The following is a 26,408-nucleotide window of genomic DNA, read 5'->3' on the forward strand; positions in this document are numbered from 1 at the left end:
CCCATGGTTACCATGCGATCTGATTCTCCATCAGCACTGCCGGGCTCACAACTCCTGGACGGTGAAGGCCGGGTGGAGGTGCCGGGTGTGGTCGACGGTGCGGACCGGGCCGGTCAGGCGGAGTGGGACGGTGAAGCGGGCGTCGGTGCTGGAGGCGGAGATCCGTAGTTCCAGGGCGCCCGGTTCGACGATCCGGTGGTTCTCGCGGCCGGTGAAGGAGGCGAGGTCGGCGGGGAGTTCGAGCTCGACGTGGCAGTCGGAGCCGGCGGCGAGCTCGATGCGGCGGTAGCCGACCAGGCGTTGGACGGGCTGGACGACGCTGGCCACGGGGTCGTGGAGGTAGAGCTGGACCACCTCCGTGCCCGCCCGGTCGCCGGTGTTGTGCAGGGAGAAGGCGAGCCGGAACGCGCCGTCCGTGGTGGTCTCGGCGGTCGTGACCTCCAGGGCGGACCATGCGAACTCGCTGTAGCCGAGCCCGTGTCCGAAGCCGTAGGCGGGGGTCGGGTCGGTGCTGGAGACGGGGTTCGCGTGGGCCAGCCGGGCGGCCAGGTAGGTGGAGGGCTGGACGTTCGGGTGGGCGGGGACGGAGACCGGCAGGCGGCCGGACGGGTTGACCCGGCCGCTCAGGACTCCGGCCAGGGCCTGGGTGCCGGCCTCGCCGGGGAAGAAGCACTGGACGATGCCCGCCGCCTCGGTGACCGCGCGGCCCAGTGCGTAGGGCCGGCCGGCCAGCATGGTGACCACCACCGGTGTACCGCAGTCCAGCAGGGCGTCGAGCAACTGACCCTGAAGGCCCGGGAGTTGGAGGGACTCGGCGTCGCAGCCCTCGCCGCTGGTGCCCCGGCCGAACAGGCCGGCCCGGTCGCCGAGGGCGAGGACCACCACGTCGGCCTCGCGGGCGGCCAGGACGGCCTCGGCGATGCCGCCGGCGTCGTCGCCGTCCACGCTCACCCCGGTGACGGTGGTCAGCGCGGAGTCCGGGAACTCGGCGGCCAAGGCCTCGCGCAGGGTCGGGAGTTCGATGCCCAGCGGAACGGCCGGGTGCTGGCTGCCGACGTGCACCGGGAAGGCGTAGCAGCCCAGTACGGCGGTCGGCTCGTCGGCGTTGGGGCCGATCAGGGCGATCCGGGCCGGGTCGCGCAGCGGCAGCGCGCCGTCGTTGCGCAGCAACACCACGGCCTGCTCGGCGAGTTCGGCGGCGAGTGCGCGGTTGCCCGGGCGGTCGAGGTCGACCAGACCGCGCAGGGCCTCGGAGCCGGTCGGGTCGGACGGGTCGGACAGGGCGGTCAGGTCGGTGTCCGCCAGGACCTCGGGCACCGGGTCCCAGTCCGGGTCCAGCAGCCCGAGTTGGGCCTTCTGGACCAGCACCCGGTGCAGCGCCCGGTCGATCAGCCGCTCCGGGACGGCGCCGGCCTCGACGGCGTCCAGCAGCGGCTGCCCGAAGGTCTTCACGGTGGGGAGTTCGACGTCCACGCCGCTGGCGAGGGCCAGTGCGGCGGCCTCGGACCAGTCCTCGGCGACGCCGTGCAGGGTCTTGAGGAAGGCGATGCCGAAGTAGTCGGCCACCAGGGTGCCGGTGAAGCCCCAGGTGTCCCGTAGCAGGCCGGTGAGCAGGGCCTGGTCGGCGGCCGAGGGGAGGCCGTCGGTGTCGGTGTAGGAGTGCATCACCGAGCGGGGGCGGCCCTCGCGCAGGGCCATCTCGAACGGCGGCAGGATGACGTCGGCGCGCTCGCGCGGGCCCATCGAGACGGGGGCCAGGTTGCGGCCGGCGCGGGAGGCGGAGTACCCGGCGAAGTGCTTGAGGGTGGCGACGATCCCGGCGGACTCCAGGCCCCGCACGTAGGCGGTGGCGACGGTGCCGACCAGGTACGGGTCCTCGCCGATGGTCTCCTCGACCCGGCCCCAGCGGGCGTCGCGCACCACGTCCAGGACGGGGGCCAGGCCCTGGTGCACGCCGACCGAGCGCATGTCGCGGCCGATCGCGGTGGCCATCGCCCGGACCAGCTCCGGGTTGAAGGTGGCGCCCCAGGAGAGCGGCACGGGGTAGGCGGTGGCGCCCCAGGCGGCGAAGCCGGCCAGGCACTCCTCGTGGGCCAGCGCCGGGATGCCGAAGCGGTTGGCGGCGGCGATCCGGCGCTGGGTGCGCAGCAGGGAGAGCGCGCCGAGCGCCGGATCGACCGGGACGCTGCCGAAGGGCCTGGTCAACTGACCCAGACCGTACGGGAGTTGCTCGTCCAGGTCGAGCGGTTCGGCCATCTCGTGCTGGTGCGGGGCGACTTCGCCGCCGCCCTCGCCGGCGGCGACCCAGACGCCGATCAGCTGGGCGGTCTTCTCGCGCAGGGTCATCGCCGCGATCAGGGCCTCGGCCCGGGCCTCCGGAGTGAGCGTGGTGTCCCGCCAGGCGGGGGCCGGCCCGGGGGCCGACGCGGATGCCGGTGCGGAGGCGGACGCGGGGGCGGGGTGCTGTGTGGTGCTCATTTCCCTCCGACACCCGTCAGCCCCTGGACCAGGGCGCGGCGGGCGAACAGGTAGACGACGAAGACGGGGAGCGTGGACAGCACCACGGCGCTCAGCAGGCCGGGCACGTCGACGCCGTGCTCGGTCTGGAACTCGTAGAGGCCGAGGGTGATCACCTTGGTGGAGTCGGACTGGGTGAGGATCAGCGGGAACAGGAAGCCGTTCCAGGACTGGAGCGCGGCGAAGACCACGATGGAGGAGAGCCCGCCCTTGGAGAGCGGCAGCACCAGCTGACGGAACACCCGGGCGGGGGAGGCGCCGTCCATCGCCATCGCCTCGTAGAGCTCGGGGCTGATCTCGCGCATCGCCCCGGTCAGCACCAGGGTGCAGACCGGGAGGCAGAAGGCGGCGGTGGGCAGGATGATCCCGATCAGCTGGTCGTACAGGCCGGCCTTGCTGATCAGGTAGAACATCGGCACGATCACCGCCTGGGCGGGGATCGCCAGGCCGAGCAGGAAGAGCCGGAACACCCAGCCGGTGGCCCGGCCGCGGGCCCTGACGATCGCGTAGGCGAGCGGCGGGACGACCAGCAGCACGATGGCGACCACGCTGGCGGTGACGGCCAGGGTGTTCAGGAAGTCCTGGCCGAAGCCGTTGGAGAGGTCGGTCAGGTAGTTCTGGACGGTCCACTGCTTCGGCAGGCTGAGCGGGCCCTCGGTGGAGTAGTCGGCGCGGGTGCGCACGGTGGCCAGCACCAGCACGTACAGCGGCAGGCCGACCACCGCCAGCCAGAGCAGCGAGCCCAGCCCGGCCAGGTAGTTGGGGCGCTGGCGCACAGGACGCGAAAGACGCAGAGCAGGTTGACGCATGGTCAGAGGCCTTCCGTGGTGCCGCGCATCCGGTCGTAGCCGGTGAACCGGACCACCGCCAGCGAGACCAGGGTGGCGATCACCACCAGCACCAGCGCGATGGCCGAGCCGACGCCGAACTCGAAGCCCTTGAAGGCCTTCTGGTACATGTGGAAGGCGCTGACGGTGGTGTCGGTGCCGGGGCCGCCCTGGGTGAGGATCAGCACGGTGTCGAAGGTGGTGAGCCCGCCGACCACCATCAGCACCGAGGAGGTGATGACGGTGTTGCGCAGCTGCGGCAGGGTGATGTGGAAGAACTGCCGGACGGTGCCCGCCCCGTCCACCGCGGCGGCCTGGTAGAGCACCTGCGGCACGGCCCGGGCGCCGCCCTGGTAGAGCAGGGCGTGCAGCGGGGTGAACTGCCAGACGCCGACGAAGGTGAGCACCGCGATCGCGCTGCCCTGCTTGCCGAGCAGGTTGCCGTCGCCGAACAGCCAGGTGAGCTGGGACGGCACCCCGAAGTTCGGGTCGAGCACGGCCCGCCAGACCACCGAGACGGCGGTGGCGGAGAGCAGCAGCGGGACGAAGTAGATCGCCGAGAGCACGGCCCGGTTGCGCTGGTGCCCGGCGGCCCAGACGCCCAGCAGCAGCGCGATCGGGGTCTGGGTGGCCACCCCGAGCACGGTGAGCAGCAGGGTGATCCAGACCGACTGGAGCATCACCGGGTCGTTCAGCAGCGCGGTCCAGTTCTCCAGGCCGTTGAAGCGCGGATCGCTGACTCCGTCCCAGTGGGTGAAGGAGAGCACCGCGACCCCCAGCAGCGGCACGATCGCGAAGAGGGTGAAGAACAGCGCGGCGGGCACCGCCCAGACGAAGCCGGGGCGGGTCACCCCCGCGCCGGACTTCGGGGTCTGCGTCATGAGCCGGGCAAGGCCTGCATGGCCTTGATGAAGCCGTCGGCGTCGAGCTTGCCGTTGAAGAACTGCTGGATCGCGGTCTGCAGTGGGGTCTGCGCGCTCGGCGGGTAGGCCTGGTCCCAGGAGAGCTGGAACGACGGCGCGGCCTTGACCAGCTCGTACTGGTACTTGGAGTAGGCCGGACTGGCCGAGGTGTCCAGGAAGTTGACGGTGTTGGTGGTGGTCGGCAGGTTGCCGACGGCCATCTGGGCCTTCACGAACTCGTCCGAGTACATCAGCTTGAGGAAGGCGGCGGCGGCCTCGGGCTGCTTGGTCTTCTTCAGCACCGAGTAGAAGTTGTTGGTGTTGCCGACCACGTTGGCCGCGTCGCCCTTGCCGCCGCTGACGGTCGGGAAGTTGGTGTAGCCGAGGCCGGACTTGGCGAACTCCGGGTTGCCGTCGTTCTGGGTGGCGTAGTACCAGGAGCCCATCAGCTCGAAGCCGGCCTTGCCCTTGGCCACCAGCGCGGGGGAGCCGCCGTCGGTGAACTTGACCGAGTCGTAGTTGCTGCCGAAGGCGCCGGAGTCGACCAGCTCGCGCAGCGCGGCCAGCGCCTTGCGGCTGCCCTCGTCGGCCCAGGCGGACTTGTCGCCCTCGACCGCCTTCTGGAAGACGCCGGGGCCGGCGATCCGGTCGTAGAGGTACTCGAACCACATCAGGGTGGGCCACCGGTCGGCGCCGCCGAGGGCGATCGGGGTGATGCCCTTGGCCTTCAGGGTCTTGCAGGCGGCGACCAGTTCGTCCCAGGTCTGCGGCGCGGTCAGCCCGGCGTCGGCCAGCACCTTCTTGTTGTGGAACAGCAGCACCGGCTGGGTGCCGCGCATCGGGATGCCGTACGGCTTTCCCTCCACCACCGCGGAGTTGAAGACCGAGGGGAGGAAGTTGTCCTTGAGGCCGGGCTCCTTGGCGATGAAGTCGTCCAGCGGGAGCAGCAGCCCGGCCTTGACGAACGGCTGGATCGAGCCGCCGCCCCAGTTGAAGAAGATGTCCGGGGCCTGCGGGGTGTTGATGACCGTCTGCAGCTTCTGCTGGTAGTCAGCGCCGGGGACGGTGTCGAGCACCACCTTGACCTTGGAGGTCTTGTTGAAGGTCTCGACGAGCTGCTTCTCGACCTTGTTGGTGGCGTCGCCGTAGACCATCACCCGGAGCGAGCCGGAGCCCTCGTCCGAGGAGGAGGCGCCCGAGCCGCAGGCGGTGGCCGTGCCCAGCACCAGTGCGGTGACGGCGGCGATCGCGGTGAATCTGGTTCCCATACTCTTGCCCATCGTGCGAAAGTTGCGATGAACGTGCCGAATGTTGTGGAAACCTAGGTGCGTGCTCGGCGCCCCGTCAAGGGCTCCGACGGGATTCGGTTCAACCTCGGGAACGGTTAGCATCCGTGCGGTACGGCCGAGGCGGCAGCGGAGTTCGCCCGGACACGGGCGGTGCAGGAGGACGTGGTGACCAGAGTGGCGACCCTCGCCGAGATCGCGCACGAGGCCGGCGTATCGGCGCCGACAGTTTCGAAAGTCCTGAACGGCCGGGCCGATGTCGCCCCGGCGACGCGGGAGCGGGTGGAGGAGCTGCTGCGGCAGCACGGCTACCGGCGGCGGCGCGGCGGGAGCCGCACCAGCCCGCTGCTCGACCTGGTCTTCCACGAACTGGACAGCGCCTGGGCCACCGAGGTGATCCGCGGCGTCGAGAACGTGGCCCGCGAGGAGGGCCTGAGCATCGTGCTCTCCGAGTCCGCCGGGCGGCTGACGCCGGGTCAGTCCTGGGTGGACGGGGTGCTCGCCCGCCGCCCCACCGGCGTGCTGCTGGTGCTCTCCGGCCTGGACCGTTCGCAGCAGGAGCAGTTGACCGGGCGTGACATCCCGTTCGTGGTGCTGGACCCGGCGGGGGACCCGGGCCAGGGCGTGCCGGCGGTCGGCACCACCAACTGGGACGGCGGTCTGGCCGCCACCCGGCACCTGCTCGACCTCGGGCACCGCAGGATCGGCCTGATCGGCGGCCCGGCCCGGATGATGTGCAGCCGGGCCCGGGCGGACGGCTACCGGGCGGCGCTGGACATGGCCGGCATCGGGTACGACCCGGCGCTGGTGCGCGAGGGCGACTTCCACCACGAGGCCGGGCACCGGATCGGGCTGGAGCTGCTCGGCCTGCCGGACCGGCCGACGGCCGTGTTCGCCGGGAACGACCTCCAGGCCCTCGGGCTCTACGAGGCCGCCCGTGAGCTGGGGCTCCGGGTGCCGGAGGACCTCAGCGTGGTGGGCTTCGACGACCTGCCGCTGGCCCGCTGGGTGGGCCCGCCGCTGACCACCGTCCGACAGCCGCTGACCGAGATGGCCGAGGTGGCCGCGCGCCTGGTCATCGACCTGGCCCGGGGTGCCAAACCCAGCGCGCTCCGGGTGGACCTGGCCACCAGCCTGGTCGAGCGCAGCAGCACGGCGCCGCCGCCCGGCTCCGGCGGGGCGGTTGACGGAGGGTCGGCCGGGGCGGTTGACGGCGGGGCGGCGCGGCCCTAAGGTCGCCGCTGGAATCGGCGGAGATCCCGAAAGTTTCGGACTTTCCCAGGCCCTCCCAACCCTCAGCGTTCCACGCACCACCGCACGTCCGTCTCTTTGCCACCCCCACAGAGAAGGGACCACGCCGGTGTCATTCCGGACGCTCAACCCCAGCACCCCACGCCCCCGCACCCGCCCCAAGCGCGCCCTCGGCGCCGTCACCGTCGCCGCGGTGGCCGCCCTGGCCGCCGCCTCCCTGCTGCCGGCCGGCCAGGCCGACGCGGCGGGCCCGACCCTGCGCTCGCTCGCCGAGGCGAGGGGCATCTACTTCGGGACCGCCATCGGCCAGGGCGACCTGAACAACCCGGCGCTCACCGCGATCGCCGGCAGCCAGTTCGGCATGCTCACCCCCACCAACGAGATGAAGTGGGACACGGTCGAGTCCAGCCGCGGCAACTTCAACTTCGGCCCCGGCGACCGGATCCTCTCCTTCGCCCAGGCCAACTCGATGAAGGCGCGCGGCCACACCCTGGTCTGGCACAGCCAACTCCCGTCCTGGGTCAGCAACCTGCCGAACGACCAGGTCAAGTCGGCGATGCAGAACCACATCGCGAACACGGTCGGCCACTACAAGGGCAAGCTCTACGCCTGGGACGTGGTCAACGAGATGTTCAACGAGGACGGCAGCTTCCGCGACGACGCCTTCTACCGGTCGATGGGCACCGGCTTCGTGGCCGAGGCGCTGCGCGCCGCCAAGGCCGCGGACCCGGGCGTCAAGCTCTACCTGAACGACTACAACATCGAGGGCCTGAACGCGAAGAGCGACGCCATGTACAACCTGGCGAAGTCCCTCAAGTCGCAGGGCGTGCCGCTGGACGGCATCGGCTTCCAGGCCCACTTCATCACCGGCCAGGTGCCCTCCTCGCTGAAGGCCAACCTCCAGCGCTTCACCGCCCTCGGCCTCGACGTGGCGATCACCGAGCTGGACGACCGGATGCGGCTCCCGGTGACCAGCGCCAACCTGGCCCAGCAGGCCGGCGACTACGCCTCGGTGGTCACCACCTGCCTGGCCGTCACCGGCTGCGTGGGCCTCACTCAGTGGGACGTCGGCGACGCGGACTCCTGGATCCCGGGCACCTTCCCCGGCGAGGGCGCCGGCACCATGTACGACAACAACTACCAGCCCAAGCCCGCCTACACGGCCGCGCAGAACGCGCTCGCCAACGGCACCTCCACCCCGACCCCGACTCCCACGCCGACCCCGACCGCGACCCCCACGCCGACTCCCACCCCGACCCCCACGCAGGGTGGCGCGGCGTGCAAGGTCACCGGTACGGCCAACGCCTGGAACACCGGCCTGACCACCGACATCACCGTCACCAACACCGGCACGGCCACCCTCAACGGCTGGTCGCTGGCCTTCACGCTGCCCGCCGGACAGACCGTCACCAACAGCTGGAACGCCGCCATCACCCCGGCCGGCGGCCAGGTCACCGCGACCAACCTCAGCTACAACGGCACCCTGGCCCCCGGCGCCGGCACCTCCTTCGGCTACCAGGCCACCCACACCGGGAACGCCGGTCTGCCCGACCGGTTCACCCTCAACGGCGTCTCCTGCACCCCGGCCTGAGCCTCCGTCAGGCCGGACGGCCCGCACCCCCCACCCGGGGTGCGGGCCCTCAGTGCGTCGGGCCGAAGCCGCCCCAGACGGCCGCCGGGCCGTCCGAGGTCTCCACCCGGTAGCTGTCGCCCGCGGCGTTGCGGGTGCCGGTCACGTGGTTGAACTGCCCGGAGAACATGTGCTGTCCGGCCGGCACGGTGTGCCCGGGCTTGAGCACCCAGCGGTAGACCAGGGTGCCGCCGCTCTCCTGCACGGTGAAGGTGAAGTCCTCCGGCGGCAGGGTCCGCCAGTTGCCGGTGTCCTTCACCCCGCCGGTCTGCGCGATCCTCAGCTCCACGGTGAGCGAGCCGAGCGGCCGGCCGGTCTTGACGGTGAGGTCGTTCTGCTCCCAGAACACCGTGCTGTCCCGGCTCACCGAGCCGGACGAGGTGAGCGGCCCGTTCTGGGCCCGGCTGCTCGCCGACGGCGTCGGGCGCGGGCTGCTCGGGGTGCTGCTCGGGGCCGCGGCAGTCGCGCGCTCGGTCGGCGTCGGGGTCGGCGTCGGGCTCGGGCTGACCGTCGGGGCCGGGTCGACCGGGGCGACGGCCGGCGGCTCCGGCGGCGGCGTCCGGACGATGGCGGCGACGGCCAGACCGCCGGTCGCCAGCACGCCCGCGCTCGCCAGGGTGGCCAGCGCGACCCGGGGCCACCGCCGGGCGGGCCGGGCGTGGCGGACCGCGGGGCCGGCCTGCCCGGCGGCCATCCCGCGCTCGATCCGGGCCAACATCCTTGCGCGGTCCGGCTGGTGGGCCCAACCGGCTTCCCGCAGCTGCCGGGTGGTGTCCTGGTTCACCGAATCCTGGTTCACCGATGCCTCCTTCCTGCCACCAGTTCCCCGGCCGCTCGTGCTCCGAGCAGCCGCTCCAACTCAGCCATCCCCTTCGAGGTCTGGCTCTTCACCGTACCGACCGAGACGCCGAGCACCGCAGCCGTGTCCCGCTCCGGCAGGTCGAAGGCGTGCCTCAGCACCACGCAGGCCCGCTTGCGGAACGGCAGCCGGGCCAGTGCGCTCCGCACGTCCAGCACCGCCGCCACGTCCGTGCCGGACGTCGTCTCGGGGTGGCGGGACCAGAACAGCGCGATCCGGCGGCGTTCGCGCACCGCGCCGCGGATGCGCTCGCGGGCCATGTTGGCCACCACCCCCCGGGCGTAGGCGAGCGGGTGGTCGGCGCTGCGCAGCCGGTCCCAGCGCTGCCACAGGGCCAGCAGGGCGTCGGCGGCCAGGTCGTCGGCCGCGTCCGCCTCGCCGGTCAACATGTGCGCGAGACGGGCCAGTTCGGCATGGTGGCGTTCGAAGAAGTCGTGGAACTCCGTGGACGCGTCATCGGGGAGCATCTCCCTCGGTCGCCCTCTCCCTACGAATGTACATATTTCAACAAGCCCCGCAGCGTACCAGGGCCGGTGGGCGGCGCCGCACGCAGCCCACCGGCCGGACGGTTCAGGACTGGTCGCCGTACACCACGCCGCGGCCGGTGCCGCCCAGGTAGACCCGGCCGAAGACGTCCGGGTCACCGGTGATCTCGCTGATGGTGGTGCCGCCGAACTGGTGCCGGTCGTCGTTGATCCGGAGCCAGGTCGAGCCCCCGTCGGTGGAGCGGAACAGCCCGGTGACGCCCTTCACGGTGCCGCTGAGGTAGATCGCCTGGTAGCGGGCGCCCGGGGCGGCCTTGCCGAAACCGACGCCGGCGGCCCGTTGCACCTCGGCCGCCTTGGTGAAGTGCGCACCGCCGTCGGTGGAGTGCAGCAGCCCCCGGTCCCCGCCCGCGATCCACAGGTCGCCGGAGACGCCCGGGACGGCCCTGAGCTGACCGCCCGTCAGACCGGTGGCCCGGACGGCGAAGCTGTGGCCGCCGTCGGTGCTGGCGTAGAGGGTGCCGCCGCTGAGGGAGTAGAAGAGGCGCGCGTCCGCCCGGTCGGCCACCACGACCGCGTCCTTGGGCAGGCCGGAGACCGCCGACCACCTGGTGCCCCGGTCGGTGGAGTACGACGGCGTCCGGCCCTGCGGGGTCCACACCACGGTGGCGCCGTCCGCCGAGACCGCCGCCGAACCGCCGCCCGCGTCGGCCGAGGGGGTGCCGCCGAACGGCTTCCAGCCGGCCCCGCCGTCGGAGGACCAGGCGCCGTGCTGCTCGCCGCCGAGCCCGACCCGGACCGCGAACTCCGGCTTGGCCTGGGCGAAGTCGATGCCGGTGGTGTTGGTGAACTGCGGTCCGGAGAGCGGGCCGGAGGGCACCTTGGTGAGGTCCTCGTGCCGGAAGCCGCTGACGTCGCCGAGCGCGCTGAGCAGCGGCTGGCCGGGCGGCTTGGCCAGGCCGAGCACCGCGGTCTCCTCCAGCCCCTTGGCCGGGATGGTCCAGTGCGTCTGCCCGCCCCGGTCCGCCGCCGTCACGTCCCGGCTGCCCCACAGGCCCGAGCCGGTGCCGTAGATCACGTGCCCGGAGTCGAACGGGTCGATCGCCAGCGAGCCCATCCAGTGGCCGATGTGGGTGCCCACGTACGGAGCGGCCGAGGCGTCCCGGACCGAGGTGGCGCCGAGCGCCTTCCAGGAGCCGCCGCCGTCGGTGGTCCGGTACACCTCGTCCGAGGGCCACCAGCGGTCCAGCGTGGTGACCATCACCGTCCCCGGGTGGTCCCGGTCGACCGCCAGCCCGGCGAAGCCGTAGTTCCCGCTGGACGGCGAGATGTCCTTCCAGGCACCGCTGGACGGGGTGTGCTTCCAGACCGAACCGGCGGTCACCCCGTTCGGGCCCAGGCCGTTGGAGTAGGTCAGGTAGAGCGAGCCGTCACCGGCCAGCACCCCGTGGTGCGGAATCTGCCCCTTCGGCTGGCCGGGCACCGCCTGCCAGGTGGCGCCGTTGTCGGTGGAGCGGTAGAGCGAGGTGGTCCTGTCGGCCACGCCGACGTAGATGGTCCGGCTGTCGGCCGGGCCGAAGGTCACGAAGGAGACCCCGGCCCCGCTGCTCGCGCCGTCCTTGACCGGGAAGCCGGTGACCTGAGCCCACGTCACCCCGAAGTCGGTGGAGCGCCAGAGCCCGTTCTTCCGGGTGCCCAGGTAGAGGACGCGGTGGTCGGACGGGTCCACCATCAGCCGCTCGCCCATCGAGCGGCCGTCCTCGTTGCCGCCCAGCTTGAACGGCAGGTCGGTGCGCTGGAAGGTCCGCCCCTGGTCGGTGGAGCGCAGCAGTGCGCCGTTCCCCACCCAGTCGTTGGTGTAGAGGCCGCTGGCCAGGTAGAGGCGGTCGGGGTCGACCGGGTCGGTGGCCAGGCTGTCGATGCCGAGCAGGTTGAAGTCGCCGATCCAGTCGGTCAGCGGTGTCCACCGCTCGGCCGTGGCGTCCCAGCGGTAGGCGCCGCCGATGTCGGTGCGCGCGTACAGCAGGTCCTTGCGGGCGGGGTTGAAGACCAGGCCGGTGACGAAGCCGCCGCCGACGATCTGCGCGTTGTTCCAGGTGTACCCGCCGGTGCCGCCGACCTTCACCAGCCGCCACTGCTGGTTGGTGCTGCCCTTGTAGGCGTACTGGATCAGCGGCACGCCGTCGGCGCTGGAGCCGCCCCACACGTCCAGCGCCAGGCCGCTGCTGCGGGAGACGAACTTGACCGCCGACCCGCCCACGTCCTCCATCCGCCACTGCTGCGCGGCGGTGTTGCGGTCGGTCTGCTGCTCGATCGCGGCGACCGGGGCGGTGGAGGCGCCCCGGACCCCGAGCACCTTGCCGGAGCTGCGGTTCACCAGCTCGTAGAAGCCGCCCCCGACCTGCTTCAGCTGCCACTGCTGGCCGGCGGCGCCGTCCGTCCGGCCCTGCTGCCTGACCCAGGCTCCGTCCGCCGGGTCGGCCCCGGGCACGGCCAGCGCCTTGTCGCTGCGGACGGACACCACCTCGTAGTAGGCGCCCGGATCCACCACGGCGGCCTCCGAGTCGGCCTGGACGAACAGCAGGTACGGCCCGAGCACACCGGGCACGCCCAACGCCAGCGCCACCGCCGTCCGGCGACGGCGGTGGCGGCCGCGCGGCTTGCGTCCGCGCGTGGTGGGGTCGGTCTCGTTCATCGGGAGCAGCTCCTTGCCTCGGTGTCTGGTCACCCGTCAGTTGCCGCGGTGCCGAGGAAGGTTGCCGTCGTTCGGGAAAAGATTTTTTCGGGAGGGCTCAGCGCAGGTTGAACTCCAGGGCCGGGACGGCGTTGCGGACCAGGGACTTGGCCTGCGCGGGCCACCAGGCGCCGGCCTTGGGGTCGACGATGCCGTACTCCGGGTCGACGGTGCCGCCGGGGATGCCGCGGTTGCACTCGCCGTCGGACTGGCCGACGGTCTTGATCCACAGGTAGGCGTCGACCAGCGGGACTCCGGTGTTCGCGGTCGGGCGGTTGCCGATGCCGCTGCCGGGGGCGTTGCACCAGACCTGCGGGTCGCCGCTGTACTTGCCGGGCGGCGGGGTCCAGGAGCCCCGGCCGTTGCGGCTGGTGTCGACCACCAGGTGGGTCAGCTCGGCGACCGGCGGGGTGCCGACGTTCTGCTGGAACCAGTCGTCGGTCCAGTGCCAGGTGGAGAAGTCGTCCACGTTCACCGCGTTGCCCGGCTGCCCGTCGTTGGGGGCGGCGGGGGAGTAGTACTGGCCGGCGCACCAGTCGGCGTGGCCCTTGGCCCAGTCCGGGCCCTTGGTGGCGAACCAGAGGCACTGGGAGACCCAAGTGCCGTAGTGCGTACCGAGGTTGGTGGCCAGATAGTTGGAGACGTTGAGCGAGAAGCCCTGGGTGCGGGCGACCCCGGCCTGGATCAGGCGGTTGGAGATGTCGCCGACGGAGCGCCAGTGGCTGTTGCCGGCGTCCAGGTAGACCACGCTGTTCGGCTGCTTGGCCAGCGCGTCCACCGCGTGGTTGAGGTCGCCGATCCGGCCGGCCGTCACGGTGCCGGTGGGGTCGCTGTCGGGCCCGCAGTCGGAGGGCAGGTTGGCCAGGCCGTCCGGCTCCAGGATCACCACCGCCTTGCTGCGGCCGAGGCCGCGGGCGAAGGCGTCGATCCAGGCCTTGTACTCGGCGTCCGACTGCGCGCCGCCGGAGGAGTACTGCGAGCAGTCGCGCAGCGGGATGTTGTAGGCCACCAGGACCGGCACCGTCCCGGTCCGCTCGGCGCGCCGCACCAGGTCGCGGACCTTGGCCTCGACCTGGGCCGGGGTGCCGTCGGTGAACCACGCGGCCTCCGGCCAACTGGCGAGCTTGGCCATCGACTTGGCGCCCTCGAAGTCCCCGCGCCACAGGTCGCTGACGGCCTGGCGGGTCGCGTCGCTGTTCGGGTCGACGTAGAACCGGGCGTTCGCCGGGAGGGTGTGGGAGGCGGCCGCGGTGCCGGCCTGGGCGGTGGCCGGGGCGACCGCGCCGACCAGCAGCGTGAGCGCGCCGGTGGCCAGCGCGGAGCGGTACAGGGAGGTGCGCACGGGGTTCCTTCGATAGGGGAGGCGGTCGGTGGGCGCCGGGTGGGGGAGCGGGGCGGAGGGGGTGCCCCGGCCCGGGGCCGCGTGGGGGTCGGCCCGGGGTCGGGGCGGGGCCGGCATACTGATGGGTGGATCAGTAGCCGTAGATCATCTTGTAGGCGACCTCGGGCAGGAACTGCCCGGCCGAGGAGCCGCCGCCGACGCCGCAGTTGCCGTCGGACTCGCCGGGGATCTTGATCCAGAGCAGCATCTCGGCGCCGCCGCCGCGCTGGGTGGCCGGGCCGGTCTTCCGGCCGGCCGGGTTGCACCACTGGCCGTTGGAGCCGTTGCCGCTGCGGCTGCTGTCGACCACGAACGGCTTGGTGTAGCCGTAGGCGGAGAGCGCGGAGTTGACGGAGTTGCCGTAGGAGGAGTTCTCGCCGGTGTAGTAGTAGTTGGAGACGTTCAGCGAGAAGCCGTGCGCGTCGGCGACCCCGGCCGCGTTGAGCTGCTGGGCCATGGTGTTGGCGGCCACCCAGCCGGGGTTGCCGGCGTCCAGGTAGACCCAGGTGTTGGGGGCCTTGGCCTTGAACTGGGCGATGGCGTTGCGCAGCATGGCGTTGCGCTCGCCGACCTGAGCCGGCGTCATGCAGCTCTCGTGGCCGAGCGCGTCGGGCTCCAGTACCACCAGCGCCGGCCGGTTGCCGATGCCGCCGGCGAAGGCCGCGATCCAGCTGTCGTAGGCGGCCTTGCTGCCGGCGCCGCCGCCGGACTGGCCGCCGCAGATGTCCCGGTTGGGGATGTTGTACGCGACCAGGATCGGCAGCTTGTCCACCGAGTCGGCGCGGCCGACGTAGGAGCCGGCGGCCGAGCCGATGTCACCGCTCCAGTTCCCGAACCAGCGGGCGGCCGGGACGTTGCCGATGGAGGTGCGGATCACCGAGGCGCGGCCGTCGCCGGGGTTGGCGTTGGCCCAGCGCAGTGCGGAGTTGTCGGGGTCGGTGTAGAAGCCGCTGGTCATGCCGGTGGGGTCGGCGGCGTGCGCCGGCCCTGCGGTGATCAGGGCGAGGCCGGTGGCCAGCATCCCGGCCAGCAGGGCGGAGCCCGTTCGTACGGACGTGCGCATGGTTTCCTCCGATGGGTGGGGGCGGAGAAGTGGAAGCGCTTCCAGTTTTGCCGCGGGTCCGGACCGCGTTGATGGGATGATTGGGTTTGCCGCCACCCTGTGTCAAGAGGTTGAACACGGCACAGTCATGATCCTCCGTTCTGCCGCGATAGGTTGGAAGCGCTACCGGATCTCTGCCGCCGTGCGGCCCCGGAGCCCGGGAGGGACGTGGAATCATGGTCCTGTCCGCGGTCCGTCCGAGCCCGAAGGAGCAGGCCCTCCCATGGAGCCGTCAGCCAAGCGCATGCCGACCCTCGACGAGGTGGCCGAACGAGCCGGCGTGTCGCGGACGGCGGCCTCCCGGGCGATCAACAACGCCCCGCACGTCAGCCGGGCCAAGCGGGAGGCGGTCCAACGGGCGGTCAGGGAGCTGGGGTTCGTGCCCAACCCGGCCGCGCAGGCGCTGGCCACCCGCCGGGTCGGCGCGGTGGTGCTGGCCGTCTCCAGCGACGAACCGGGCCTGTTCGCCGACCCGTTCTTCGCCGAGGTCATCGTCGGCGTCAGCACCGCGCTGGAGCCCACCGACCTGGAGCTGATCCTGCTGCTCGCCAACACCCCGCGCGGCCGGGAGCGGTTCGAGCGGCTGCTGCGCTCGCGCCGGGCCGACGGGGTCATGCTGATGGCGCTGCGCGGTGACGACCCGTTGGCGAGACTCGGCGAGCAGGCCGAGCTGCCGGTGGTCTTCGGCGGGCTCCCGCTGGCCGGGGAGCCGAAGTGGTACGTGGACGCGGACAACCGGGGCGGAGGGCGGCTGGCCGCCGAGCACTTCGTCAGCTCCGGCCGCAGACGCCCCGTCATGATCACCGGGCAGCCGGACGCCAGGGCCTCGGTGGCCCGCGAACAGGGCTTCGCCGAGGGCCTCAGGCTGGCCGGCCTGCCGCTGCTCGCGGTCGAGCCGGGGCACTTCAGCGAGGACGGCGGAGCCGCCGCGATGGACCGGCTGCTCGCACTGGAGCCCACTCCCGACGCGGTGTTCGCGGCCTCCGACGCGATGGCCATCGGGGCCCTGCGCACCCTGCGCGAGCGCGGCCTGCGGGTGCCCGGGGACATCGCGGTGATCGGCTTCAACGACCTGGCCAGTGCCCGGCACGCCAGCCCGCCGCTGACCACGGTGCACCAGCCGGTGCGGGCGCTCGGGCACGAGATGGCCAGGATGCTGATCAGCGTGGTGGAGGGCCAGGACCCGAGCCCGCTGATCCTCCCCACCCGGCTGACGGTGCGGGAGTCCGCCCCAGGGCTGTGAGCCAGTGCCGCACCCGGCACCCGGCACCCGGGGCCATCGCTGGAAGCGCTTCCAATTCGTGATCGCCCGGCCTGGCTTCAAGCCTTGACACCGCACGGCAATGCGCCCGAAACTTCCGGTCAAGCCCCTCTGGAAGCGCTTCCAGCTACCGAGGGAACGTCACTCGTCGAGCCCGGCCCGCCCGTCCCGGCGGCGCCACGGGCCACCCGTCCCCACAGCATGGGAGCGCTCCCGCATGACCAGCTCGACCCAGCTCACCGCGGCCGCTCCGGCCCACCGGCCGGAAGGCACCGACGCACTCCGGCACTTCCCCCCGGGCTTCCTCTGGGGCAGCGCCACCTCCGCGTACCAGATCGAGGGCGCCGTCCTCGAGGACGGGCGCGCCCTGTCGATCTGGGACACCTTCAGCCACACCCCGGGCCGGGTGCACCGCGGTGACACCGGCGACATCGCGGTCGACCACTACCACCGGTGGCGCGAGGACGTGGCCCTGATGAAGAAGCTCGGCCTCGGCGCCTACCGCTTCTCCGTCGCCTGGCCGCGAATCCAGCCCACCGGCCGGGGCCCGGCCCTGCGGACCGGCCTGGACTTCTACCGGCGCCTCGCCGACGAACTGCTCGCGGCCGGCATCACCCCGGTCGCCACCCTCTACCACTGGGACCTGCCCCAGCAGTTGGAGACCGAGGGCGGCTGGCCGGCCCGGGACACCGCCGAGCGGTTCGGCGAGTACGCGGCCCAGGTGGCCGAGGCGCTGGCCGACCGGGTGCAGTACTGGACCACGCTGAACGAGCCCTGGTGCTCGGCCTTCCTCGGCTACGGCTCCGGCGTGCACGCCCCCGGCCGGACCGACCCGGGCGACGCGCTGCGCGCGGCCCACCACCTCAACCTCGCCCACGGCCGGGGCGTCGCCGCGCTGCGGGCCGCCCTGCCCGGGACGGCCCAGCTCTCGGTCTCGCTCAACCTGCACCAGCTGCGCCCGCTGACCGACACCCCCGAGGACCACGAGGCCGTCCGCCGGATCGACGCCGTCGCCAACCGGATCTTCCTGAGCCCGCTGTTCCGCGGCGAGTACGACGCCGACCTGATGCAGGACACCGCGCACCTGGTCGACTGGGACCAGCTGGTCCGGCCCGGCGACCTGGCCGCCATCAGCGCCCCGATCGACCAGCTCGGCCTCAACTACTACACCCCCGCCGTGGTCTCCGGCAGCGGCGCCTCCCGCACCGACGCGCACGGCAGCGGCGAGCACTCGCCCTGGCCCGGCTCCGAGCAGGTGGCCTTCCACCAGCCCCCCGGCGAGGTCACGGCGATGAACTGGACCATCGACCCCACCGGCCTGCGCGACCTGATCGACCGCATCCAGCGGGAGCGGCCCGGCCTGCCGGTCATCGTCACCGAGAACGGCATGGCCTGCGAGGACTACGTCACCCCCGAGGGCGAGGTGAACGACCAGGAGCGGATCGCCTACGTGCACCAGCACCTGACGGCCGTTCACGAGGCGATCGAGGCCGGAGCCCCGGTGGCCGGGTACTTCCTCTGGTCGCTGCTGGACAACTTCGAGTGGGCCTACGGCTACGCGAAGCGGTTCGGCATGGTGCACGTCGACTTCCCCACCCAGCTGCGCACCCCCAAGGACAGCGCGTACTGGTACGGCCGGGCGAGCCGCGGCGGGGCCATCCCGCGCACGCTCTCCTGACGGCCGGTCAGTGCGCACCCCACCCACCGGCCGGAGGCACCGATGAACCCCCGGACCAGGTCCGAGCCCGCACCGACGATCTACCACGTGGCCCGGCACGCCGGCGTCTCCATCGCCTCGGTCTCCCGGGTGCTGAACGGGCGCGGCAACCCGCTCCCGGCCACCCGGGAGCGGGTGGAGCGGGCGGTGGCCGAGCTCGGCTTCGTGCCGGACGGCGCCGCCCGCGCCCTGAGCACCCGGCTCAAGCGGGTGATCGGAGTGGTGCTGCGCCGGGTGCACGGCACCGACGACGGCCGCCCGTTCGCCGGGGAGCAGGAGAGCCTGCTCTTCGGTGACCAGGTCAACCGCGGCATCGAGATCGCGGCCCAGCACAGCGAGTTCGACCTGCTGGTGTGCTCCCTCGACATCAGCGAACGCGCCTCGGCGGCCCGGATCGCCACCGTCGCCGGCAAGTGCGACGGCCTGATCCTGCACGACCGGGTGCTCCCGCCCGGCCAGATCGCCGCCATCGCCCGCAACCTCCCCGTGGTCACCCTGGCCGGCCCGCCGGGCGCGGCCGCCGCCAACATCGGCAGCGACAGCGCGGCCGGCATGCGGGAACTGACCCGCCATCTGGTCCAGGACCACGGCTACCGGCGGCTGGCCTACCTGGCCGGCCACCCGGACAGCCCGGACAACCTGGCCCGCTCCCACGCCTTCACCACCCAGGCCCGCAAGCTGGGGGCCGAGGTGCTCACCGGCCCCGACTGGCAGGGCGACTACTCGGCCGGGCGCGGGGCCGAGCTGGTCCGCGGGCTGCTGGCCCGGGGAGCCGCCCCGCCCCGCGCCATCGCCTGCGCCAACGACCAGACCGCCCTCGGCGTGGTGCACGCCCTGACCGAGCACGGCCTGCGCGTCCCCGAGGACGTCGCGGTGACCGGCTTCGACGACCTGCCCTTCGCGCGCCACCTCCGGCTGACCACCGTGCGCCAGCCCGTCCAGCGGATCGGCGCCCAAGCCTTCGAGGTACTCCACTCGATGATCACAGCTGACCACCCGTCACCCACCGCTCCACCGGGCGACGTCCTGCTCCCCGCCACGCTGGTCCGCCGGGAGTCCTGCGGCTGCCAGGCCAAGCTCACCGTCCCGCGCCAGTGGCGCGCGACCGACGAAAGGGGGTGACGGCATGCGCACCCTGCTGCGCCGCCTCGGCTTCTACCTGCTGGCCGGTCTCGCCGCGGTGACCCTGAACTTCTGCCTGGCCCGGCTGCTGCCCGGCAGTGCCCTCCAGAACGCGCTGTCCAAACTGCGCGGCGCCAACCTCGACCCGGCCGCGATCAAGGCCCTGGAGGCCCAGTACGGCACCGGCTCCGACCAGAGCCTCCCTTCCCAGTACCTGAGCTACCTCGGCCACCTGCTCCAGGGCGACCTGGGCCTGTCCACCTCGCAGTCCGCGCCGGTCACCTCGATCCTCGGCGACACCCTGCCCTGGACGCTCGGCCTGGTCGGCACCGCCACCATGCTGGCCTTCGTGGTCGGCACCCTGGCCGGCATCGTGGTCGGCTGGAAGCGCAACGGCCTGCTGGACGGACTGCTGCCGGCCGCCACCTTCTTCCAGTCGGTGCCCTACTTCATCCTGGCCTTCCTGGTGATGATGACCCTCGGCTACTTCGGCGGCGTCTTCCCCTACCAGAACGGCTACGACATCGGCCGCAACGCCCATCTGACGCCGGGTTGGAACGGACCCTTCGTCAGCAGCGTGGTCGAGCACGGCGCGCTGCCGGCGCTCACCGTGGCGCTCGCCTCGCTGGCCGGCTGGATCGTCGGGATGCGCAACATGATGGTCACCACGATGGACGAGGACTACGTCCTGGTCGCCGCCGCCAAGGGCCTGCCGCAGTGGCGGGTGGCCGCGGTGGCGGCGCGCAACGCGATCCTGCCGACCATCTCCAACTTCGCGCTGTCGATCAGCCTGGTGGTGACCGGCTCGCTGGTCACCGAGATCGTCTTCACCTATCCCGGCGTCGGCTGGCAGATCTACCAGGCGATCCTCACCGGGGACTACCCACTGCTCCAGGGCATCCTGCTGGTCGTCGTGTTCACCGTGCTGGCCGTGAACCTGCTCGCCGACCTCGCCTACGTCGCCCTCGACCCGCGCGCCCGCAAGGAGGGCTGACGATGCGTCCGCTGCGCTCCCCCAAGGTGCTGGTCGGCCTCGGCCTGCTGGCGCTCCTGCTGCTGCTCGCCCTGGTCGGGCCGCTGCTCGCGCCGCACTCGGCCGACTGGCAGGCCGACCGGATCAGCGGCGTGCCGCTGGCGCCGTCGGGCCGGTTCTGGCTCGGCACCGACCAGCAGCAGCACGACCTGTTCTCCCGGCTGCTGGCCGGCGGCCGGGACACCCTGCTGATCTCCTTCCTGGCCGGGCTGCTGGCCTGCGTGCTCTCCGTCCTGGTGGGCGTCACCGCCGGGTTCGTCGGGGGGCTGCTGGACGACCTGCTCTCCGCCCTGGCCAACATCTTCCTGGCGCTGCCCGGCCTGCTGATCCTGATGGTGATCATGAAGCCGCTGCCGCCCGAGGAGACCTCCAACCCGCTGCTGATCGGCTCGGTCATCGCCCTCACCGCCTGGGCCTGGGGAGCCAGGGTGCTCCGCGCCCAGACCCTCGCCCTGCGCGGCGCCGACTACGTCGAGGCCGCCCGGGTGATCGGCGAACGGACCTGGCGGATCATCCTGTTCGAGGTGGTGCCGAACCTGCTGCCGATCCTGGCCTCGGCGTTCATCTTCACCGTCATCTACGGCATCGGCACCTACACCGCGCTGGCCTGGCTCGGCGTCATCAGCCCCGCTGCCGTCACCTGGGGCACCGTGCTCAACGAGGCCCAGTCCTCCGGCGCCGCGGTCAACGGCTACTGGTGGTGGTACCTGCCGCCGGCCCTGGCCGTCGCCCTGGTCGGCATCGCGCTGGCCCTGGTCAACTTCGGCATCGACGAGGTGATCAACCCCCGGCTGACCTCGGCCCGCACCGGCCGGGCCCGCGGCGTGAAGTTCCGGCTCGGCCTCACCCCCGTGCTCAATTCCGTGCCCGCGCCCGTACTCAAGTCCCCGAAGGAGGCCAAGCCGTGACCGGCGAGCCCGTCCTCGAAGTCCGCGACCTGTGCGTCGACTACGGCCTCGGCGCGACCGGGGTGCGCGCCGTCACCGACGCCACCCTCACCCTGCGCCGCGGTGAAGTCCTCGGCCTGGCAGGCGAATCCGGCTCCGGGAAGTCCACCCTGGCCTACGCCGTCACCCGGCTGCTGCGGGCCCCCGGTGTGATCACCGGCGGCGAGGTCCGCTTCCACGGCCCCGACGGCGTCCTCGACCTGCTGGAGGCGGACGCCGCCGCGCTGCGCCGGATCCGCTGGGACCAGATCTCGGTGGTGTTCCAGAGCGCCATGCACGCGCTCAACCCGGTCGCCCGGATCGACGCCCAGCTCACCGACGCGCTGCGGGCCCACCGGGCCCAGCTGACGGCAGCCCAACGGCGGGAGCGGGCGGTCGAGTTGCTCCGCCTGGTCGGCATCGGCGAGGAGCGCCTGCGCAGCTACCCGCACGAGCTCTCCGGCGGCATGCGCCAGCGCGTGATGATCGCGATGGCGCTGGCCCTGGAGCCCCGGGTGGTCATCATGGACGAACCGACCACCGCCCTGGACGTGGTGACCCAGCGGGAGATCCTGGAAGAGCTGATGCAGCTCAAGGACCGCCTCGGCTTCGCCATCGTGTTCATCACCCACGACCTGTCGCTGCTGATCGAACTGGCCGACACCATCGCCATCATGTACGCCGGGCGGATCGTCGAACTCGCGGACGCCCAAGGGCTGTTCCACGCACCCCGGCACCCCTACACGCTCGGGCTGCTGAACTCCTTCCCCTCCCTGCACGGCGAGCGGGTCCGGATGGAGGGCATCCCCGGGGCGCCGCCCGCGCTCACCGCGCTGCCGGCCGGCTGCGCCTTCCACCCGCGCTGCCCGTTCGCACTGGAGCGCTGCGCCGAGGAGACCCCGCAACTTACCGTCCCCGCCGGGGAGTCCGACCACCGCTCGGCAGCCTGCTGGCTGCACCAGGACGGCCAGGCCGTCCCCGCACCGCTCGCCCGAGTCCTCGGGAGCACCCTGTGACCATCCCCGAGACGACCACCGGGACCACCCCCGTGGTGCACGGCCCGGACCGCCCGGGCACCCCCGCGCTGGAGGCCCGGCGCCTGACCAAGCACTTCCCGGTCCACGACGGACTGCGCCGCGGGCGGGTGGTGCACGCCGTCGAGGACATCTCGCTGGCACTGCCCCAGGGCACCGTCACCGCCGTGGTCGGCGAATCCGGCTCCGGGAAGTCCACCCTGGCCCGGCTGCTCACCCGGCTGATCACCCCCACCTCCGGCGAACTCCTGCTGGACGGACGGCCGGTGGGGGAGCGCGGCCGGGACCGGCGCGACTACGCCGGCCAGGTGCACCTGGTCCTCCAGGACCCGTTCTCCTCGCTCAACGGCGTGCACAGGGTCCGCCACCACCTGGAGCGCCCGCTCAAGCTGCACCGCGGGCTGCGCGGGGACGAACTCGACTCCGTGGCAGCCGAGTTGCTCGAACGGGTGAACCTGAGCCCGGCCGGCCGCTACCTCGACAAGTACCCGCACGAGCTCTCCGGCGGCCAGCGCCAGCGCGTCGCCATCGCCCGCGGCCTGGCCGTCCGGCCCCGGGTGCTGCTGGCCGACGAACCGGTCTCCATGCTGGACGTCTCGATCCGCCTCGGCGTGCTCAACCTGCTCGACGAACTGCGCGAGCAGGAGCAGTTGGCGATCCTCTACGTCACCCACGACATCGCCTCGGCCCGCTACCTGGCCGACACCGTGGTGGTGATGTACGCCGGCCAGGTCGTCGAGTCCGGCCCGGCCGAGCGGATCACCGACGCCCCCGCCCACCCCTACACCCAGCTGCTGCTGTCCGCCGCGCCCGACCCGCACCGCCGCGAGTCGGTGGTGCTGCGCGGACGGGGCGCCCCGCCCAGCCTGATCGACCCGCCGAGCGGCTGCCGGTTCCACCCGCGCTGCCCGCTGGCGATGCCGGTCTGCGCCGAGACCGCGCCCCCGGCCCTGCCGGCCGGGGACGGCCAGGTCGCCGCCTGCTGGCTGCTCAAGCCCACGTAGTCCTCCCTCTTCTGATCCCCCTTCACCTGTTCACCGGAATCCAGGAGCACACCACCATGCGCCGAACCACCTCCCTGAGAGCCCTCGCCCTGGTCGCCGCGATCGGCCTCGCCACCGCCGCCTGCACCGGGTCCAGCGGCTCGGCCTCCGGCGACAAGGCCGCTGGGGACCAGACCCTGGTGGTCGAGTCCACCCCCGTCCCCTCCTTCACCGAGAACTACAACCCCTTCGACAGCAACTCCTTCGTCTCGGCCGCCAACGCCCGCTCGCTGGTCTTCGAGCCGCTGTTCCAGTTCAACACCCTCAAGGCCGACCAGCCCCCCATCCCGTGGCTGGCCAAGTCCGCCGACTGGTCCAACGGCAACAAGACCCTCAAGCTGACCCTCGAGTCGGGCGTCAAGTTCAGCGACGGCAAGCCCTTCACCTCCGAGGACGTGAAGTTCACCTTCGAGATGCTCAAGGCCAACCCGGCCACCAACACCGGCGGCACGCCGCTGCCGGCCAGCATCAGCACCCCCGACGCCACCACCGTGCTGCTGGAGTTCGACGGCCCGCAGAAGGCCAACTTCGTCGGCATCGGCAACCAGCTGATCGTGCCCAAGCACATCTGGTCCACCGTCAGCAGCCCCGCCAGCGCAGTCATCAAGGCAGACCAGGCCATCGGCACCGGCCCCTACCTGGTCGAGAAGTTCACCGCGCAGAACGTCACCTTCAAGGTCAACCCGCAGTTCCGCGAGACCCCCAAGGTCAAGCGGATCTCCTTCCCGGCCTACGCCACCAACGAGGCCGCCACGCTGGCCCTGAGCAAGGGCGAGATCGACCTCACCGGCAACAACATCAGCAACGTCCAGACCGCCTTCGTCGGCAAGAACCCCGAGCACCACCACCTGTTCCAGGCCAAGGCGCCCTACTACCCGGCCTCCAACACGGTCTCGCTCTTCCTCAACACCAAGAGCTCCACCGCCACCGCGCTCGCCGACCCGGCCGTCCGCAAGGCGGTCAGCGCCGGCCTCAACCGCCGCGCCTACTCCGGCCAGTGCGAGACCGACTACGCGCTGCCCGCCACCTCCTCCGGCGGCCTGCTGCTCCCGGCCGACCAGAAGTCGGTCACCCCCGCGCTGGTGGGCGACCTCAAGCCGGAGGCGGACCCTGCCGCCGTCAACTCGCTGCTCACCGGGGCCGGTTGGGCCAAGGACGGCAGTGGCAAGTGGACCAAGGGCGGACAGACCGTCAAGTTCACCATCATCGACCCGAACTCGTTCACCGACTACTGGTGCACGGCGCAGGCGATGGCCAAGGACCTGAACGCGCTGGGCTTCGAGGTCAGCGCCAACGGCGCCTTCGACTTCAACAGCTGGAACACCGCCATCACCACCGGCAAGTACGAGGCCGCCATCCACTGGGGCCAGGGCGGCACCCCGTTCCAGCGCCTGCAGTACGTGCTGGACCCGAGCCTGGGCGCCGAGACCGGCCAGGTGGCGGCCGGCGACTTCAGCAAGTACGACACCCCCAAGGCCCGCGACGCCGTCAAGGCCTTCCAGAACGCCGACGGCGCCGAGGTCGAGCAGGCCGCGCTGAACACCCTCCAGCAGATCATGTCCGAGGACGTCCCCGCCGTCCCGGTCTTCTACGGCGCGGCCTGGTACCAGTACAACGACACCAACTTCACCGGGTGGCCGACCGAGAGCGACCCCTACATCAACCCCTCGCCGAACAGCCAGGCCTACGAGTACATCATCCTGCGCCTGACCCCGCGCGGCTGACGGTCGTACCGGCACGGAGCACGGACGCCGCTGGTTCCCCGCCCATCGGGGCGGGGAACCAGCGGCGGAGCCGTCGCGCTGCGGTCAGGTGGTGACGCGGAAGGTGGCGTCACCGCGGGCGGTCGCGGTGGTGACCGGGTCGAGCTTCAACTCGTAGGCGTAGTGCCGGATGTAGTGGTCGGGGTGGTTGTAGGACTGGAAGGAGGACCAGCTGGGGTCGGCCAGGCCGGCGACCTGGCGGAAGGTGGCGTCCTGGGCGAACTGGCCACTGCCGTCGTTGTAGACCAGCGCGAAGTCGTAGTTGGAGTGGCGCAGGAAGTAGCCGGGGAAGTTCACCGATTCGAAGGAGACGGTGCCGGTGCCCGCGAGGCCGGGGCGCAGGCGGAACCTGGCGTCGTCGCTGGTGACGTTCTGGTCGATCCGCGCGTCGAAGTTGGCGTGCCGCACGTACCGGTCCTGGAAGTTGAAGGACTGGAGCCGGTTGGCCGGGGTGTTGGTCCAGCGGGCGAGGACGCGGCTCTCCTCGGCGGCGGTCAGGTTGAGGATCCAGCCGTGCCGCTTCTTGTTGACGCCCATGGTGTAGCTGCCGGCGGCCTGCTTCTGGTAGGCGGCCGGGTTGGACGGGTCGGTGGTGAGGACCGGCATGTAGCCGCCGCTGGTGGCGTACTGGTCCAGGTACAGGCCCCACTTGTTGCTGCCGTTGAACTTCATCCACATCGGGCCCTCGACCTGGGAGCCGGTGAGGCCGATGCCGGAGAGGTTGCCGATGGTGGTCCAGGTGCCGAGGATCGAGTTGCTGCCCTCAAGGGTGATCTGGCCGTCGCCGGAGGCCCGGACGTAGCGGTAGGGGCCGGTGCCGGAGGGCACCTCGATGATCTGGGTGTCGATGATGTTCTGGGTGCCCGGGCGGTCGATGTAGAGCTGCGGCGTGGTGACGGTGCGGAAGTCGGTGGTGCGGGCGTAGTAGATCCGGTGCTTCAGCACGCCGTCGAGGGTGGCGTTGGTCGCCCAGTACAGGACGTAGGAGTTGGTGGCCGGGTCCCAGATCGCCTCCGGGGCCCAGGCGTTGCGCCCGTCGGGGATGGCGCCGGCCACGTTGACCAGCCAGGGCTGGGACCAGGTGACCAGGTCGGTGGACTCCCACACCACCAGGTTGCGGCTGGCGTTGTTGACGGCCTGGTCCCAGTTCTGACCGCAGCCGATGCACAGGTCGGTGGCGATGATCCAGTACTTGGAGCCGTCGGGGGAGCGGACCAGCGCCTGGTCGCGCACCCCGCCGGTGCCGACGGTGGAACGCAGCGCCATGCCGCTGCCGTTGAGGTCGTTCCAGTGCACTCCGTCGGTGCTGTGCGAGAAGTACGTCTGCTGGCCGGTCGAGCCTTCCCCGATGAAGTGGACCATCAGGTAGCCGGGTTCGGCGGCGGCGGCCCGCTGGGGGAGGGCCAGCGCGAGGCCGGTGAAGAGGAGGCAGAGGGCGAGCAGCGTCGCCGACAGCCGTGCGCGGAGCGCGGACATGGACATCTCCTGTCGTTCCGGGTGGGGTGGTCCCGGTTGATGGAGGAGATTGTTAGCGT

General features: G+C 72.0%; 20 protein-coding genes. 10 read left to right on the forward strand and 10 right to left on the reverse strand.

Annotation, left to right across the window (positions count from 1 at the left end; all coding sequences use genetic code 11):
• Positions 1-45: 45 nt before the first annotated feature.
• The 4 genes from ACZ6ZR_RS21870 to ACZ6ZR_RS21885 are packed head-to-tail and all read right to left on the reverse strand — an operon-like array spanning position 46 to position 5,514.
• Positions 46-2,478, reverse strand: a complete 2,433-nt coding sequence (locus ACZ6ZR_RS21870; RefSeq protein WP_465644683.1) for a beta-xylosidase/alpha-l-arabinosidase — start codon at positions 2,476-2,478, stop codon at positions 46-48.
• On the reverse strand, positions 2,475-3,293 hold the full coding sequence (locus tag ACZ6ZR_RS21875; RefSeq protein ID WP_465644685.1) for a carbohydrate ABC transporter permease: 819 nt from the start codon (positions 3,291-3,293) through the stop codon (positions 2,475-2,477). Before ACZ6ZR_RS21875 ends, ACZ6ZR_RS21870 begins: the two co-directional genes overlap by 4 nt.
• A gap of 35 nt (positions 3,294-3,328) precedes the next feature.
• Positions 3,329-4,225 (reverse strand): carbohydrate ABC transporter permease, encoded by an 897-nt coding sequence (locus tag ACZ6ZR_RS21880; protein WP_465644687.1) that lies wholly within the window; start codon positions 4,223-4,225, stop codon positions 3,329-3,331.
• Complete coding sequence (locus ACZ6ZR_RS21885; protein ID WP_465644689.1) at positions 4,222-5,514, reverse strand: ABC transporter substrate-binding protein; 1,293 nt, start codon at positions 5,512-5,514, stop codon at positions 4,222-4,224. Before ACZ6ZR_RS21885 ends, ACZ6ZR_RS21880 begins: the two co-directional genes overlap by 4 nt.
• A gap of 183 nt (positions 5,515-5,697) precedes the next feature.
• Here ACZ6ZR_RS21885 and ACZ6ZR_RS21890 point away from each other — a divergent pair, with 183 nt between their 5' ends.
• Entirely contained in the window at positions 5,698-6,765 is a 1,068-nt protein-coding gene (locus tag ACZ6ZR_RS21890; RefSeq protein WP_465644691.1) for a LacI family DNA-binding transcriptional regulator, read from the forward strand.
• 127 nt (positions 6,766-6,892) lie between these two features.
• Complete coding sequence (locus ACZ6ZR_RS21895) at positions 6,893-8,374, forward strand: glycoside hydrolase family 10 protein (protein WP_465644693.1); 1,482 nt, start codon at positions 6,893-6,895, stop codon at positions 8,372-8,374.
• Between the two features lie 49 nt (positions 8,375-8,423).
• Here ACZ6ZR_RS21895 and ACZ6ZR_RS21900 read toward each other — a convergent pair whose 3' ends face one another.
• The 5 genes from ACZ6ZR_RS21900 to ACZ6ZR_RS21920 all read right to left on the reverse strand — a co-directional run bounded on the left by ACZ6ZR_RS21900 (position 8,424) and on the right by ACZ6ZR_RS21920 (position 14,935).
• Positions 8,424-9,212, reverse strand: coding sequence for a hypothetical protein (locus ACZ6ZR_RS21900; RefSeq protein ID WP_465644695.1), 789 nt, complete (start codon positions 9,210-9,212; stop codon positions 8,424-8,426).
• Positions 9,209-9,739 (reverse strand): SigE family RNA polymerase sigma factor, encoded by a 531-nt coding sequence (locus tag ACZ6ZR_RS21905; RefSeq protein WP_465644697.1) that lies wholly within the window; start codon positions 9,737-9,739, stop codon positions 9,209-9,211. The genes ACZ6ZR_RS21900 and ACZ6ZR_RS21905 overlap by 4 nt, the downstream gene beginning before the upstream one ends.
• Before the next feature lie 103 nt (positions 9,740-9,842).
• The gene (locus ACZ6ZR_RS21910) at positions 9,843-12,452 is read right to left on the reverse strand and encodes an RICIN domain-containing protein (RefSeq protein WP_465644699.1); all 2,610 of its coding nucleotides are present in this window, start codon (positions 12,450-12,452) and stop codon (positions 9,843-9,845) included.
• 97 nt (positions 12,453-12,549) lie between these two features.
• Entirely contained in the window at positions 12,550-13,833 is a 1,284-nt protein-coding gene (locus ACZ6ZR_RS21915) for a glycoside hydrolase family 6 protein (protein ID WP_465644701.1), read from the reverse strand.
• 130 nt (positions 13,834-13,963) lie between these two features.
• On the reverse strand, positions 13,964-14,935 hold the full coding sequence (locus ACZ6ZR_RS21920; protein ID WP_465644703.1) for a glycoside hydrolase family 6 protein: 972 nt from the start codon (positions 14,933-14,935) through the stop codon (positions 13,964-13,966).
• 262 nt (positions 14,936-15,197) lie between these two features.
• Here ACZ6ZR_RS21920 and ACZ6ZR_RS21925 point away from each other — a divergent pair, with 262 nt between their 5' ends.
• The 8 genes from ACZ6ZR_RS21925 to ACZ6ZR_RS21960 all read left to right on the forward strand — a co-directional run bounded on the left by ACZ6ZR_RS21925 (position 15,198) and on the right by ACZ6ZR_RS21960 (position 24,834).
• Entirely contained in the window at positions 15,198-16,217 is a 1,020-nt protein-coding gene (locus ACZ6ZR_RS21925) for a LacI family DNA-binding transcriptional regulator (RefSeq protein ID WP_465644705.1), read from the forward strand.
• 235 nt (positions 16,218-16,452) lie between these two features.
• On the forward strand, positions 16,453-17,913 hold the full coding sequence (locus tag ACZ6ZR_RS21930) for a GH1 family beta-glucosidase (RefSeq protein WP_465644707.1): 1,461 nt from the start codon (positions 16,453-16,455) through the stop codon (positions 17,911-17,913).
• 42 nt (positions 17,914-17,955) lie between these two features.
• A complete protein-coding gene (locus tag ACZ6ZR_RS21935; RefSeq protein WP_465644709.1) occupies positions 17,956-19,074 on the forward strand; it encodes a LacI family DNA-binding transcriptional regulator in 1,119 nt (372 codons plus the stop codon).
• A 4-nt stretch (positions 19,075-19,078) separates the two neighbouring features.
• Complete coding sequence (locus tag ACZ6ZR_RS21940) at positions 19,079-20,068, forward strand: ABC transporter permease (RefSeq protein WP_465644711.1); 990 nt, start codon at positions 19,079-19,081, stop codon at positions 20,066-20,068.
• 2 nt (positions 20,069-20,070) lie between these two features.
• Positions 20,071-21,015 (forward strand): ABC transporter permease, encoded by a 945-nt coding sequence (locus ACZ6ZR_RS21945; RefSeq protein WP_465644713.1) that lies wholly within the window; start codon positions 20,071-20,073, stop codon positions 21,013-21,015.
• Complete coding sequence (locus ACZ6ZR_RS21950; protein WP_465644715.1) at positions 21,012-22,049, forward strand: ABC transporter ATP-binding protein; 1,038 nt, start codon at positions 21,012-21,014, stop codon at positions 22,047-22,049. Before ACZ6ZR_RS21945 ends, ACZ6ZR_RS21950 begins: the two co-directional genes overlap by 4 nt.
• Complete coding sequence (locus ACZ6ZR_RS21955; RefSeq protein ID WP_465644717.1) at positions 22,046-23,071, forward strand: ABC transporter ATP-binding protein; 1,026 nt, start codon at positions 22,046-22,048, stop codon at positions 23,069-23,071. The genes ACZ6ZR_RS21950 and ACZ6ZR_RS21955 overlap by 4 nt, the downstream gene beginning before the upstream one ends.
• Positions 23,072-23,127: 56 nt before the next feature.
• Entirely contained in the window at positions 23,128-24,834 is a 1,707-nt protein-coding gene (locus ACZ6ZR_RS21960; RefSeq protein ID WP_465644719.1) for an ABC transporter substrate-binding protein, read from the forward strand.
• An 84-nt stretch (positions 24,835-24,918) separates the two neighbouring features.
• Here ACZ6ZR_RS21960 and ACZ6ZR_RS21965 read toward each other — a convergent pair whose 3' ends face one another.
• Positions 24,919-26,349 (reverse strand): glycoside hydrolase family 43 protein, encoded by a 1,431-nt coding sequence (locus ACZ6ZR_RS21965; RefSeq protein WP_465644721.1) that lies wholly within the window; start codon positions 26,347-26,349, stop codon positions 24,919-24,921.
• Positions 26,350-26,408 lie beyond the last annotated feature (59 nt).

The sequence above is a fragment of the Kitasatospora sp. NPDC088742 genome, assembly GCF_055584905.1.